The organism is Cognatiluteimonas telluris (genome assembly GCF_011320095.1).
Lineage (GTDB): Bacteria > Pseudomonadota > Gammaproteobacteria > Xanthomonadales > Xanthomonadaceae > Cognatiluteimonas > Cognatiluteimonas telluris.
The window spans coordinates 16,173-28,274 of the sequence record NZ_JAANOY010000024.1 but is presented as its reverse complement, the minus strand read 5'-3'; the positions used below and the strand labels follow the sequence as shown (position 1 = coordinate 28,274).

The window sequence follows — 12,102 nt, the reverse complement described above, 5'->3', positions numbered from 1 at the left end:
GGGCGCTGCCCGGCGCCATCGCCGCACCGACGCGGGCGCCGGCGGGCCCGGACATGCGCGACGTGCGCGGCCAGGCGCACGCGCGCCGTGCCCTCGAGGTGGCGGCCGCCGGTGGCCACCACCTGCTGCTGGTCGGGCCGCCGGGGTGCGGCAAGACCCTGCTGGCCTCGCGCCTGACCGGCCTGCTGCCCGAGGCCACCGAGGACGAGGCGCTGGAAGCCGCGGCGATCGCATCGGTCAGCGGGCGCGGGCTGGATCCCGCGCGCTGGCGCGAGCGCCCGTACCGCAGTCCCCACCACACCGCGAGCGCGGTCGCCCTCGTCGGCGGCGGCGCCGAACCACGGCCGGGCGAAATCTCGCTGGCCCACAACGGCGTGTTGTTCCTGGATGAACTGCCCGAGTGGGACCGGCGCGCGCTCGAAGTCCTGCGCGAGCCGCTGGAGTCGGGCGTGGTGACGATCTCGCGGGCGGCGAGGCAAAGTGAGTTCCCGGCGCGCTTCCAGCTGGTCGCGGCGATGAATCCCTGCCCCTGCGGCTGGGCCGGTGATCCGTCCGGCCGCTGCCGCTGCCATGCCGATGCCATCCAGCGTTACCGGGCGAAGATTTCCGGCCCGCTCTTGGATCGCATCGACCTGCACGTCGACGTTCCGCGGTTGCCTCCCGCGTTGCTGCGACCCGATGCACCCGACGGCGAAAGCAGCCAGTGCGTCCGTGAGCGCGTGGTCGCAGCGCGCGCGCGGCAACTGGCGCGCGCGGGCAGGGCCAATGCCCAGCTGGGGCAGTCCGGGACGATGGCCGCCTGCCAGCTGGCCGCACAGGACCAGTTGCTGCTCGAACGCGCGATCGACGCGCTGCAGTTGTCGGCGCGCTCGATGCATCGGGTCCTGCGCGTCGCACGCACCATCGCCGACTTGGCCGACAGTCCGCAGATCGCCACCGCACACCTGGCCGAGGCACTGGGCTATCGCCGCGTCGAACGCGCGACAGCGGTCGCGGCCTGAATCCAGCCGGTCGACCAGTCGCCGCCCGCGCGCAATGCGCGCGATCGCATGGGCGATCGCGGCCAGCCGCAGCGCTTGCGCGGTCAGCTGTTCCCCTCGCGCGGGTGGTTCAACACCAGCCAGTACAGGCCCACCTGCTTGACCGCCCACACGAAACGCTCGAAGTCGACCGGCTTCTGGATGTAGCTGTTCACCCCCAGCGCATAGGTCGCCTGGACATCGAAGGGTTCGGCGCTGGTGGTCATCACCACCACCGGCAGGCTGCGGGTCGCCGGGTTGTCGCGGATTGCCTGCAGGACCTCGCGTCCGTCCATCTTGGGCAGGTTGAGGTCCAGCAAGACGATCGAGGGCAGCGCCTGCGGGTCGCGATGGGCATAGGCGCCACGGGCGAACAGGTAATCCAGCGCCTCGGCGCCGTCCTGCACGACGATCAGCTGGTTGGCGATCTTGGCTTCGTCGAACGCGATCCGGGTCAGTTCGACATCGTCGGGATTGTCCTCGACCAGCAGGATGACCTTGTGCGCGCTGCCGGCTGGGCGCTCGTTGCCACGCCCCGGCTCGATCGATGCGTCGCCGGCAGGCGTGTCCAGCAGCAGGCGTTCGGTGGCCATGAACCGGGGTTCTCGCTTCGGGGGATGCGTAAAGCGTACTGCACGCCCGCCGTCAGGCGGGAGCGGCGGCGGCAAGGTCGAAGCGCAGGCAGCAGCCCTCCCCAGGCTCGGCATGCGCGTGCAGCCGGCCGCCATGGCGCTCCACCACCCGCTGCGCGACGGCCAGGCCCAATCCGTGGCCGCCACCTTGTTCGCTGCCGGCCAGTCGCTGGAATGGCTGGAAGATCTTGTCGACATAGCGCATGTCGAAGCCGCAGCCGCGGTCCTGGAACTCCAGCTGCAGGCGATCGCCGACGCGCTGGCCGGTGGCGCGGATGCGCACGCAGTCGCGCTCGCGCGAAAACTTCCATGCGTTGCCGACCAGGTGGGATACCAGCAGCCGCAACAGCCGTTCGTCGCCCTCGACCAGCAGGCCCGGGTCGAGCTCGAGCCGGGCTTCACGGCCGGGTTCGGCTTCCTGGTGCAGGGCGACCGCGCATTCGACCAGCAGTCCCAGGTCGACGACCTCCGCGTGCAGTTCGGCGCGGTTGGCGCGGGAGAGCTCCAGCAGCGCGTCGATCAGCCCGCCCATGCGGTTGGCGGCGGCGCGCACCCGGGCCACGTGCGCGCGGGTGGCGGGCGCCAGTGACCCATCGGCCTGCACCAGCGCGGAGAACGTGTCGATCGCCCGTAGTGGCGCGCGCAGGTCATGCGACAGGCCGTGCGCCAGCGTCGCCTGCTCCAGCCGCAGGGCTGTCAGCTCGGCGCGCGCCTGGGCCAGCTCACGCTCCATGCCCGCCAGCGCCGCGCCGGCAGCCGCGCCTGCGTCCTGAGCCTCGCGACCGCCTGCGCCATGCTGCGCCGGCGCGCCATCTGGACGCGCGGCGCCTGGGTGTTCGGTGCTCCTGGAATCGGGCGCGTGCAGGTCGGACATCACGAATGCTGTGGTAGGACTAGGCGCCCACAGCATGCCTCCCGGACCCCGGGCGGCCGTGTGCACGTCGCGTGAAGAGCGCTGCCGCACAATGCGATCTGTGACTGACGTCGAAGGCTGCCATCCCGGATGGATTTACACCAGATCCTGTTCCTGCTGATCCTGGCCGGGGCGCTGTACCTGTTCATCAGCGAGCGCCTGCGGGTGGATGTCACCGCCATGGTGGTGCTGCTGGCGCTCGTGGTCAGTGGCGTGCTGAAGCCGGCGCAGGCGCTGTCGGGCTTCGCCAGCGAGCCGGCGATCATCGTCGCGGCGGTGTTCGTGATCTCCGGAGGGCTCGCCGCCACCGGGGTCACCGAGCGCCTGGGCCAGTGGATCGGCCGCGCTGCCGGCCGCAGCGAGGCACGCGCGGTCGCGGTGCTGATGCCGGCGGTGGCGGCGCTGTCGGCCTTCACCCACCACGTGATGGTCACCGCGATGATGCTGCCGATCACGCTGCGCCATGCGCGCGAGCGCGACCTGCCGGCGTCGCGGCTGCTGATGCCGATGTCGCTGGCCGCGTCCCTGGGCACGACGCTCACCCTGGTCAGCGCCCCGGCCTTCCTGCTGGCCAACGACCTGATCGAGCGCAATGGTGGCCAGGGCCTGGGCGTGTTCGCGATCACGCCCATCGGCATCGCGCTGGTGGTGGTCGGCATGGTCTACATGCAGCTCACCCGCTGGCTGCTGCCACGGCGCAGCGGCACCCACGGCGACGACGACTACCTGCGCCTGGATCGCTACCGCACCGAGCTGCTGGTGGTGGAAGGCTCGCGCTGGAGCACGCGGCCGCTGGCCGAACTGCAGAAGGCGCTGGGCGACCGCTTCCGGCTGCGCGGCTGGCTGCGCGACGGCAAGCCGCGCGACGACCTGCGCCCCAACAGCCCGCTGCTGGCCGGCGACGTGCTGCTGGTCGAGGCGTCGGCCGATGCACTGATGTCGCTGCACGACGATCCGGGCCTGGACCTCAACGCGATCGCCCGCTTCGGCCGGCGGCTGGATGGGGACGGCGAGCCGGAACTGGTGCAGGCGGTGGTCGCACCTGGTTCCGAGTTCATCGGCCGCTCGATCCGCGAACTGGACTTCTCGCGCCAGTTCGAAGCCGTGATCGTGGGCCTGTGGCGGCGGCGCGGGGAGATCGGCGAGCGCCTGTCCGATGCGCGCCTGCGCGATGGCGACCTGCTGGTGCTGTACGGGCGCCCGTCCAACTTCAGCAACTTCGCCGCCCACCACGGTTTCCTGATGCTGGTGCCCTTCGCCGGCGAAGCCAAGCGGCGGCTGCGCGCGCCGATGGCGCTGCTGATCCTGGGCCTGACGATCCTCGCCGCCGCCACGGAGTGGCTGCCGGCGTCACTGGCGTTCCTGTTCGGCGCGGTGGCGATGGTCGCCACCCGCTGCGTCGACATCGAGCGCGCCTACCGCGAGATCGACGTGCGGATCTTCGTCATGATCGCCGGCGTGATCCCGCTCGGCATCGCGATGGAGCAGACCGGCACCGCCAAGCTGCTCGCCAATGGACTGCTGCACGTCGTCGCGCACTGGCCGCCGCTGGGCGTGCTGCTGGTGATGTTCTCGGCCGCCGCGCTGCTCACGCAGATCCTCTCGGACTCGGCCACCACGGTGCTGCTGGGGCCGATCGCGATCTCGCTGGCGACTTCGCTGGGCCTGCCACCGATCCCGTTCGTCGTCTGCACGGCGCTGGGGGCGGTGGTCGCTTTCCTCACCCCGATCGGCCACCACGGCAACCTGCTGATCCTCGGTCCCGGGCAGTACCGCTTCAGCGATTTCCTGCGCGTGGGATTGCCGCTCACCGCCCTGATCGCGGTGGTCAGTGCGTGGATGGCGCAATGGCTCTGGCTCGGCGGCCCGTTGCTGCCGACGCTGGGCTGATCCAGGCGCCGCGGGCGAACAGGCGTCAGCGCCCGCAGGCCACGGATCTTGCGGGCCGTGCACCGCGCCAACGACCGGCGCGGCGGTCGGTCGCACAAAAAGGCGGCACGGTTTGCCGGGCCGCCTGGTGTTATTCCGATGCCTGGTGGACCCGGCGCGAATCCGGGCTCACGCCACGAACAATGCCTTCATCTTTTTCAGCGCATTGGCTTCGACCTGGCGGATGCGCTCGGCCGAAACGCCGTATTCGTCGGCCAGTTCCTGCAGCGTGACCTTGTTGCCGTCGTCCAGCCAGCGGCGGCGGATGATGTCGCGCGAGCGCGCATCGAGCTGTTCCAGGCCCTCGCGCAGCAGCTCGAGCTGGCTGTCCTCGCTGTCCTCGCGCTCGTAGGCCTGCGAGGGATCTTCCTCGCGCGCCATCAGGTACGCGGCCGGCGCCGGCGGGGCGTGGTCGTCGTCGTCATCGCTGCTCAGGTCGAAGCCGATGTCGCGGCCGGACAGGCGCGACTCCATCTCCACCACTTCGCGCTCGCTGACGTTGAGGTCGGCGGCGACCGCGCGCACTTCCTCGGCGTTGAGCCAGCCCAGGCGGGTCTTGGACTTGCGCAGGTTGAAGAACAGCTTGCGCTGCGCCTTGGTCGTGGCGACCTTGACGATGCGCCAGTTCTTGAGGATGAACTCATGCATCTCGGCACGGATCCAGTGCACCGCGAAGCTCACCAGGCGCACGCCGACATCGGGATCGAAACGCTTGATCGCCTTCATCAGGCCGATGTTGCCTTCCTGCACCAGGTCGCCCAGCGGCAGGCCATAGCCGCTGTAGCCGCGGGCCACGTGGACCACGAAGCGCAGGTGCGAGAGCACCAGTTCGCGCGCGGCGTCCAGGTCGTTGTCGTCGCGCAGGCGACGGGCGAGCGCCTGCTCGTCCTCCGCCGACAGCACCGGGATCTGGTGCACGGCGCCGATGTAGGCGTCCAGCGACCCCAGCGGACTGGGCACGGGCAGGTTGTGCGGCACCATCGCACGGCTCATGGCGGCGGTGGGCAGGGATGGCAGGGCGAGTTCGGTCATGGCAAGGATTTTAGCAATGGTCCCCTAGGACTGCTAAGCCGGGCGGATGGTTCCCTGCGTTGCATTCATGGAACGCCGCCACCCGGTGGCGGCCGGCAAGGAACGGCGATTGCAGCACAGGCGGCGTCAAGGGCCGGTCGTCGTCGACCGCCGGCACCGCGACGTGGCGCCGGCCGCCTGGGCACAGCCGGGCCTCGAGTTCCCCAGTCCTGTGGCCGAGGTCCCACGGGACGCCAGAAGTCCCATGGTCGCCACCCCATCAGTTCCGCCCTGCCGCTGCGCCGGCCAAGGCTCGCCCGGCATCACGGTGTACAGGACCGGCGTCCGCCCGACGTCTCGCCAGGGACGGGCTCGGCCAGCGCGGCGCGGGCCGGTAATGCCCAGTCGATCGGCGCCTGCCCGCGCCGGCGCAGGTACTCATTGGTGGCGGAAAAATGCCCGCAGCCGATGAAGCCGCGATGCGCCGACAACGGCGATGGATGCGGCGCGCGCAGCACGCGATGGCGGCTGGTGTCGATGACCTTGCCCTTGGCCTGCGCGTAGCTGCCCCAGAGCAGGAACACCAGTCCTTCGCGCTCGCGGTTCAGCACGCCGACGACGTGGTCGGTGAAGCCTTCCCAGCCCTTGCCCGCGTGCGCGCCGGCACGGCCTTCCTCGACCGTCAGCACCGAATTGAGCAGCAGCACGCCTTGATGCGCCCACGGCAGCAGGCAGCCGTGGTCGGGGCGCGCGACGCCTAGGTCGCGCTGGAGCTCCTTGAACACGTTGTCCAGCGACGGCGGCACCGCGACGCCGGGTTGCACCGAGAAGCACAGGCCATGCGCCTGCCCGGCGCCGTGGTAGGGATCCTGGCCGAGGACGACCACGCGCACCGCGTCGAACGGCGTGGCGTCGAGGGCGGCGAAGATGTTCGCCGGCGGCGGAAAGATCCGCGCGCCCTGCGCGCGGCGCGTGCGCAGGAACGCCGACAGCGCGCGCATGTCATCGCGCTGCAGGTAGTCGCCGACGCGCGCCTTCCACGAAGGTTCCAGCTTGATGCGATCGCTGCTCACGGCGGCGATTGTAGGGGTGGCGGGAGGCGCCCACGGCGCGGTGCACGCGTCAGGCGTTGAAGCTGCGCTGCTCCGGCAGCTTGGCCATGCGCAGCTGGAACAGCGCCTTGGTCACCAGCAGGCGCTCCTCGATCGGCTTGAGCACCAGGTCGTTGGCACCCTCGCGCAGCAGGTTGCTCTGGTTGTCGCGATTGGCGTCGCCGGTCATCACCAGCACCGGCAGCCGGCGCTTGCCGTAGCCGAACGCGCCGCGGATCTGCGACAGCAACTCGCGCCCGCTCAGCGCGCCTTTCAGGTACACGTCGGTCAGCACCAGGTCGGCGCCGACGTCGACCTCGGTGCGCGAGGCGTGCAGGTGCTCGAGCGCGCCTTCGACATCGGGGAAATGCAGCACCTGCATGCCGTGGCGTTCGAGGATGCGCTTGGTCGCCACCGCGACCACCTTGCTGTCCTCCACGTACAGCACGCGCGCACCGGGCACCGGTTCGGGGTGCACGTAGCCGCGGATGAAGGCGGCCAGCGCGCCGTGGCCGAGCGACTTGTCGAAATAATCGGTGACGTCCTCGCTCAGGCTGCGATCCTCCAGCCGCGCCTGCGCGTCGCCGGAGACCACGATCACCGGCACGTAGCGCTGGCCGCCGGCTTCGCGCACGGCGCGCGCCAGGGCCAGGCCATCGCCATCGGGCAGTGACAGCGAAGTCGTCACCAGGTCGACCGGGGCGCCATCGAGCGCGGCGCGCGCTTCGGCCATGCCCGCGCAGGCGACGACGTGGACGTTCGGCAATTCGCGCACCAGCACGTCGCCGATCAGCTTGCGCACGAGTTTGGAACCATCGACGACCATCACCCGTGGGGCGTCGGCGCTGACATGACGAAGATCGTGCGAAGCCATCAGGTGTCCGTGGGGCGCGTCTGCCGCAGGTAGTGACCGGCGACCAGCCCGGCACCCACCCAGCCTAACGCGGTCGCGCCAGCCACGACTGCGGCGGCGGTCGCGGGATCCAGACCCTGCAGCATGAACCGGCTGCCGTAGCTGGCCGCCAGTTCCGCCAGCGGCGCGCGCAGCGCGGTCGCTGCCAGCGTCAGCAGGCCGATCGCGAGCACGCCCGACGCCAGTCCGTACCACGTGCCCAGGTACAGGAACGGCCTGCGGATGAAGCCGTCGGTCGCGCCCAGGTGCTGCAGCACGCCGATCTCCTCGCGCCGCGACTGGATGTCCAGGCGCACGGTGTTGCCCACCACCAGCAGCGCGCCCAGGCCCAGCAGCGCGCCCAGCACCAGCGCCACCCGCAGGCCGAAGCGCAGCCAGCCATCGAGCCGTTGCCGCCACAGCGCGTCGTGCTGGACCAGCTCGGCTTCGGGCAGGCGCTGCAGCGAGCCGGCGAGCAGGGTTTCGTCCCCGCGCGGCGTCACCACCAGCACGCTGGGCAAGGGATTGCTGCCGACCACATCGATCGCCTCGCCCAGGCCGCGCGCGCGCAGCTCCGCCAGGCCCTGCTGCGGGGTGCGCAGCTGCACCGCGCCGATGTCGGCGCGCGCGCGCAGCGTGCGAGCCAATGCCTGCGCCTGCGCGTCGTCGACGCCGGTCTTCAGGAACACGCTGATCTGCCGCGAGCGCTGCACGTCGCCGGAAAACCGCGCGACGTTGCCCAGCACCAGCCACAGGCCCAGGGGCAGCGCCAGTGCGATCGCCATCACCCCGATCGTCAGCAGCGTCGACCACGGCCGCCGCGCGACGCGGCCGAGGCTGGCGACGAAGCTGTACAGGTGGTGGTCCAGCCACGTGCCGATGCGTCCGTGCGCCGGCACGGCGCGCCGCACGCGGGCGCCATCGAAAGCCTCAGGCATCGGCGAGATCCTCCGGCGCGATGTCGTCGACGAGCTGGCCGTGGTCGAGCACCAGCACGCGCTTCTTCATCCGCTTGACCAGCCCCAGGTCGTGGCTGGCGACCAGCACGCTGGTGCCGCGTTCGGGAAGGGAGGCGAACAGCGCCATGATTTCCGCCGACAACGTCGGGTCCAGGTTGCCAGTCGGTTCATCGGCGACCAGCAGCGCCGGCTCGGCGACCACGGCGCGCGCAATCCCGACGCGTTGCTGCTCGCCGGCCGACAACTGCGTCGGCAAGGCGCGTTCGCGCGCGGCCAGGCCGAGCTTGTCGAGCACGCTGCGCACGCGCTTGCCGATCTCGCCGCGGCGCATGCCGCGCAGGATCAATGGCAGCGCGATGTTGTCGTAGACGCTGCGGTCGGTGAGCAGGCGATGGTCCTGGAACACCACGCCGACCTCGCGCCGGTGCAAGGGCACGCGTCCGCGCCGCACCTTGCGCAGGTTGCGCTCGCCGAACAGCACCGCGCCGCGACTGGGCCGCTCGGACAGGTGGATCAGCTTGAGCAGGGTGCTCTTACCGGCGCCCGAATGCCCGGTGACGAACAGCATCTCGCCCGCCTGCACCTGGAAACTCACCTCCGACAGCGCGACATGACCGCCGGGATACTGCTTGCTGACGTTGTCGAAGCGCAGGACGCTCATCGGATCCCCGGCTGGCGTGGAAACCGGCGCGCCGCCTGCGCATTCCGGCGCGTGCAGTATCGGCGGCGCCCGGGTCGAAGGCCAGCGTCGATCGCGGCTGGCCGGCGACGCGGGGGCCGGAGCGCGCGCATAAAAAAGGCCCGGCGTGGCCGGGCCCTTGGTGCAAGCGGACGTTGCGCGTTGTTCAGCGCACGTGGCCGCGACGGAACAGGTTGACGATGGCCAGCAGGATGACCGCGCCGATCAGCGACGAGATCAGTCCCATGATGCTGAAGTCGCCCGAATTGACCGTTCCGGTGCCCAGCAGCGGTGCGATCAGCCAGCCGCCGAGGAAGGAACCGACGATACCGACGATGACGTTCAGGATGATGCCCTGCTGCCCGTCGGTCCTCATGATCATGCTGGCGAGCCAGCCGATGATACCGCCCACGATTAGCCAGATAATGAAGTTCATGCACCACTCCTTAGTTAGGGATTTGCGATCAGCTCCCCAGTGGTGGGGGCGGATCCAGTCTGGCGACGCATCCGTGATGGCGATGTCAGCGGTAGAGCCTGCGCAAAAGGCCTGAAAAGCCGCGTGCAGGCGGCGTGAGGCGGGCTCCGCGAGGCCGCGCGATGCGTGCCTTTGGTGGCCGCGGAGTCGTTCAGGAATCGGGCGTGCGGCATGGCATCCGGTGCGCGAATGGCAGGCACGCGCACTGCGTTGCAGTCGCGTCGCGCGGGTCAGCGGACGCCACGACGGCGTCGCCAACGTTCGCCCGCGCGGCGGGAATCGAGCTCGACGGCATTTCGCAGCGCGACACGCCGACACGCGCGCTGGAAGAGCCACCTGCAACGCCGGGATGACGAACCGCATTGCCTTTCGTCATTGCCGTGCTGGCGGGAACCTGGGTAATGGAACCCAGGCGCGAGGAGCGCTAGGCGGGATCGCCCTGCAGCAGCCGCAACAGCGCCGCGCGCGGCAGCTTGCCGGTGTCGTTGCGGGGCAGCGCCGGCACCCGCTTGAGCGGACGCGGCAGGAACACCGGGTCGATGCCGCGCCGCAACGCGCGCAGGATCTGCGCCTCGTCCAGCTGCGGCGCGACCGCGAGCGCGGCGATCCGGCGCACGCCGCCGGCATCGCAGGCATCGAGCTGGAACACCACGCCATCGAGTACCCCCGGCACTGCCTGCAACTGGCGGGTGAGGTCGCCCAGCGACGCGCGCTTGCCGGCGATCTCCAGCAGGTCGGCCTGGCGCCCGCGCAGGCGGAAGCGGCCGTCGGCGTCGACTTCGACCAGGTCGGCCAGCGCCACCGGCGCGGCCAGGTGCGGCGCGTGCACCAGGCTGCCATCGGGCTGCGGCTGCAGGTGCACGCCGGGCAAGGGCGTCCAGGCGTCCTCGATCGCGGTGCGGCGGCGGGCGATGACACAGGTCTCGGTGGATCCGAACACCTCGCGCACCTCGCAACCGAAGCGCGCCTCGGCGGCGGCGGCCAGCGCCGGTTCCAGCGGCGCGGTGGCCGAAACGATGCCCTGCAGCGGAGGCAGTGCGATGCCCGATTGGACCAGCGCGCGCAGGTGCACGGGCGTGGTCACCAGCAGGCGCGGCGCGCGCGCGGCCTGCAGCGCCTGCGCGATGTCGCCGGGGAAGAACGGCTTGGCCGCGTGCACCGCCACCGCGCCCAGCAGCGGCAGCAGCACCGACATCTCCATCCCGTACATGTGCTGCGGCGGCACCGTCGCCACCACCTGCGCCTGCGCGTCGTCCGGCCACAGGTCGCGCAGCGCCAGCAGGTTCTGCGCGGTGCTGGTGCGGAAGCTGCCCCAGGTCTTGGGGTTGGGCGTGGGCTGGCCGGTGCTGCCGGAGGTGAAACCGATCGCGACCAGCGCCTCGTCGTCGAGCTGCAGTGGCGCACCGGCGCGCTCGGGCAGTTCATCGGGCAGGCGCCAGTAATGCGGCGGCGGCTCGGCCAGCGCGAGGTCGCCGAGGCAGTAGCAGTCGGGGTGGCGTTGCAACTCGTCGGCGATCACCGCCGGCGCACGCGAGGGCGGCAGCAGCGTGGTCTGGCCACGCAGGGCGACCGCGCAGAAGGCCAGCAGGAAGCGATAGCGGTCCTCGCACAGGTTGATCGCATGGCGCCCGGCCGGGAGTACTGCGGCCAGCCCGCGGACCTGGGCCAGGAAGCGCTCGAGACTGACCTCGCCCGACGCGTCGAACGCCAGCACGCGGGCCGGGTCGCCGACGGCAAGCGGCGAGCGGCGCGCGACCGGGTTGGACTGAACGACTGCTGACATGACGACCTGCGAACCGCGGCTGGGGCCGCTCCCCGCTGGTTACTTTACGCTGCCGGTCCCAAGCCGCCCATTCTTCCTGATGCCGTTGTCGAGCCTGCCGCAAACCGCGTTGCCGTCCACCCTGCGGATCGGCTGGACGGGCGCGCGTGGCGAGGGCGCGGCCGAACCGCAGGTGCGCGCGTGGCTGGCGCAGCAGCTGGACTGCCCTGCGGTCGCAGTGCCACTGGTGCGCGATGCACTCGGACGGCCGCAGTTGTGCGCGCGGTACCGGGCCTTCGACGTCAACTGGAGTCATAGCGGCGACGGCCTGCTGGTCGGGCTCGGCGACGGCCTGCGGGTGGGCGTGGACGTCGAGCACGTGCGGCCACGCCCGCGCGCGATGGAGCTGGCGCAGCGTTTTTTTGCCGCCGAAGAAGTGCACTGGCTGGCGAAGCAGCCCGCGTCCACGCAGCAAACGGCGTTCCTGCGCCTGTGGTGCGCCAAGGAAGCCGTGCTCAAGGCCCACGGCCGCGGGCTGGCGTTCGGCTTGCAGCGGCTGCAGTTCGCCGAGCGCGACGGCGCCCTGAAGCTGGTGGCCTGCGAGCGCCTGCTGGGTACCCCGGACGACTGGTCGCTGCACGAATTCGAGCCGGCCGCGGGGTACCGCGCCGCCATCGCCTGGCGTGCGGGCGCGACGCCGCACTGAGCGCCCATTGCCGTGGCGGCCACGCCGCGACCCG

At 71.0% G+C, this 12,102-nt stretch carries 12 protein-coding genes; 3 read left to right on the top strand and 9 right to left on the bottom strand.

The annotated features are described in order from the left end of the window. On the top strand, positions 1-1,001 hold a 1,001-nt coding region (locus tag G7B67_RS10670; protein ID WP_166212053.1), incomplete at its 5' end, for a YifB family Mg chelatase-like AAA ATPase. 83 nt (positions 1,002-1,084) lie between these two features. On the opposite strand, the gene G7B67_RS10665 is transcribed toward G7B67_RS10670, so the two are convergent. Together G7B67_RS10665 and G7B67_RS10660 are read right to left on the bottom strand one after the other, a co-directional pair. Next, positions 1,085-1,612: a response regulator gene (locus tag G7B67_RS10665; RefSeq protein ID WP_166212050.1), complete on the bottom strand. Its 528-nt coding sequence runs from the start codon at positions 1,610-1,612 to the stop codon at positions 1,085-1,087. A gap of 52 nt (positions 1,613-1,664) precedes the next feature. Then, positions 1,665-2,525: a sensor histidine kinase gene (locus G7B67_RS10660; RefSeq protein ID WP_166212048.1), complete on the bottom strand. Its 861-nt coding sequence runs from the start codon at positions 2,523-2,525 to the stop codon at positions 1,665-1,667. Positions 2,526-2,654: 129 nt separating this feature from the next. Here G7B67_RS10660 and G7B67_RS10655 point away from each other — a divergent pair, with 129 nt between their 5' ends. Beyond that, positions 2,655-4,454, top strand: coding sequence for an SLC13 family permease (locus G7B67_RS10655; protein WP_166212045.1), 1,800 nt, complete (start codon positions 2,655-2,657; stop codon positions 4,452-4,454). Between the two features lie 168 nt (positions 4,455-4,622). On the opposite strand, the gene rpoH is transcribed toward G7B67_RS10655, so the two are convergent. The 7 genes from rpoH to G7B67_RS10620 form a co-directional block, all read right to left on the bottom strand. Further along, a complete protein-coding gene (gene rpoH, locus G7B67_RS10650; protein ID WP_243412336.1) occupies positions 4,623-5,486 on the bottom strand; it encodes an RNA polymerase sigma factor RpoH in 864 nt (287 codons plus the stop codon). A 341-nt stretch (positions 5,487-5,827) separates the two neighbouring features. Beyond that, a complete protein-coding gene (gene ung / locus G7B67_RS10645) occupies positions 5,828-6,577 on the bottom strand; it encodes a uracil-DNA glycosylase (RefSeq protein ID WP_166212042.1) in 750 nt (249 codons plus the stop codon). 49 nt (positions 6,578-6,626) lie between these two features. Further along, a complete protein-coding gene (locus G7B67_RS10640; protein ID WP_166212040.1) occupies positions 6,627-7,469 on the bottom strand; it encodes a response regulator in 843 nt (280 codons plus the stop codon). Continuing rightward, positions 7,469-8,425 carry a permease-like cell division protein FtsX gene (gene ftsX / locus G7B67_RS10635; RefSeq protein WP_166212037.1) on the bottom strand — a complete coding sequence of 319 codons (957 nt, stop codon included), beginning with the start codon at positions 8,423-8,425 and terminating at the stop codon, positions 7,469-7,471. The genes G7B67_RS10640 and ftsX overlap by 1 nt, the downstream gene beginning before the upstream one ends. Then, positions 8,418-9,107, bottom strand: a complete 690-nt coding sequence (ftsE, locus tag G7B67_RS10630) for a cell division ATP-binding protein FtsE (RefSeq protein ID WP_166212035.1) — start codon at positions 9,105-9,107, stop codon at positions 8,418-8,420. The genes ftsX and ftsE overlap by 8 nt, the downstream gene beginning before the upstream one ends. Before the next feature lie 184 nt (positions 9,108-9,291). Then, positions 9,292-9,561, bottom strand: a complete 270-nt coding sequence (locus G7B67_RS10625; protein WP_166212032.1) for a GlsB/YeaQ/YmgE family stress response membrane protein — start codon at positions 9,559-9,561, stop codon at positions 9,292-9,294. 463 nt (positions 9,562-10,024) lie between these two features. Further along, complete coding sequence (locus tag G7B67_RS10620; RefSeq protein ID WP_166212029.1) at positions 10,025-11,383, bottom strand: AMP-binding protein; 1,359 nt, start codon at positions 11,381-11,383, stop codon at positions 10,025-10,027. Here G7B67_RS10620 and G7B67_RS10615 point away from each other — a divergent pair. Beyond that, positions 11,382-12,068 (top strand): 4'-phosphopantetheinyl transferase family protein, encoded by a 687-nt coding sequence (locus G7B67_RS10615; protein WP_243412335.1) that lies wholly within the window; start codon positions 11,382-11,384, stop codon positions 12,066-12,068. The genes G7B67_RS10620 and G7B67_RS10615 overlap by 2 nt on opposite strands. Positions 12,069-12,102: the final 34 nt, after the last annotated feature.

What these genes read in the sequence shown, in the direction of transcription:
- G7B67_RS10665 (WP_166212050.1), bottom strand. Translation starts at nt 1,612, where the DNA reads ATGGCCACCGAACGCCTGCTGCTGGACACGCCTGCCGGCGACGCATCG.
- G7B67_RS10660 (WP_166212048.1), bottom strand. Translation starts at nt 2,525, where the DNA reads ATGTCCGACCTGCACGCGCCCGATTCCAGGAGCACCGAACACCCAGGC.
- G7B67_RS10655 (WP_166212045.1), top strand. Translation starts at nt 2,655, where the DNA reads ATGGATTTACACCAGATCCTGTTCCTGCTGATCCTGGCCGGGGCGCTG.
- rpoH (WP_243412336.1), bottom strand. Translation starts at nt 5,486, where the DNA reads ATGAGCCGTGCGATGGTGCCGCACAACCTGCCCGTGCCCAGTCCGCTG.
- G7B67_RS10640 (WP_166212040.1), bottom strand. Translation starts at nt 7,469, where the DNA reads ATGGCTTCGCACGATCTTCGTCATGTCAGCGCCGACGCCCCACGGGTG.
- ftsX (WP_166212037.1), bottom strand. Translation starts at nt 8,425, where the DNA reads ATGCCTGAGGCTTTCGATGGCGCCCGCGTGCGGCGCGCCGTGCCGGCG.
- ftsE (WP_166212035.1), bottom strand. Translation starts at nt 9,107, where the DNA reads ATGAGCGTCCTGCGCTTCGACAACGTCAGCAAGCAGTATCCCGGCGGT.
- G7B67_RS10625 (WP_166212032.1), bottom strand. Translation starts at nt 9,561, where the DNA reads ATGAACTTCATTATCTGGCTAATCGTGGGCGGTATCATCGGCTGGCTC.
- G7B67_RS10615 (WP_243412335.1), top strand. Translation starts at nt 11,382, where the DNA reads ATGACGACCTGCGAACCGCGGCTGGGGCCGCTCCCCGCTGGTTACTTT.
- G7B67_RS10620 (WP_166212029.1), bottom strand. Translation starts at nt 11,383, where the DNA reads ATGTCAGCAGTCGTTCAGTCCAACCCGGTCGCGCGCCGCTCGCCGCTT.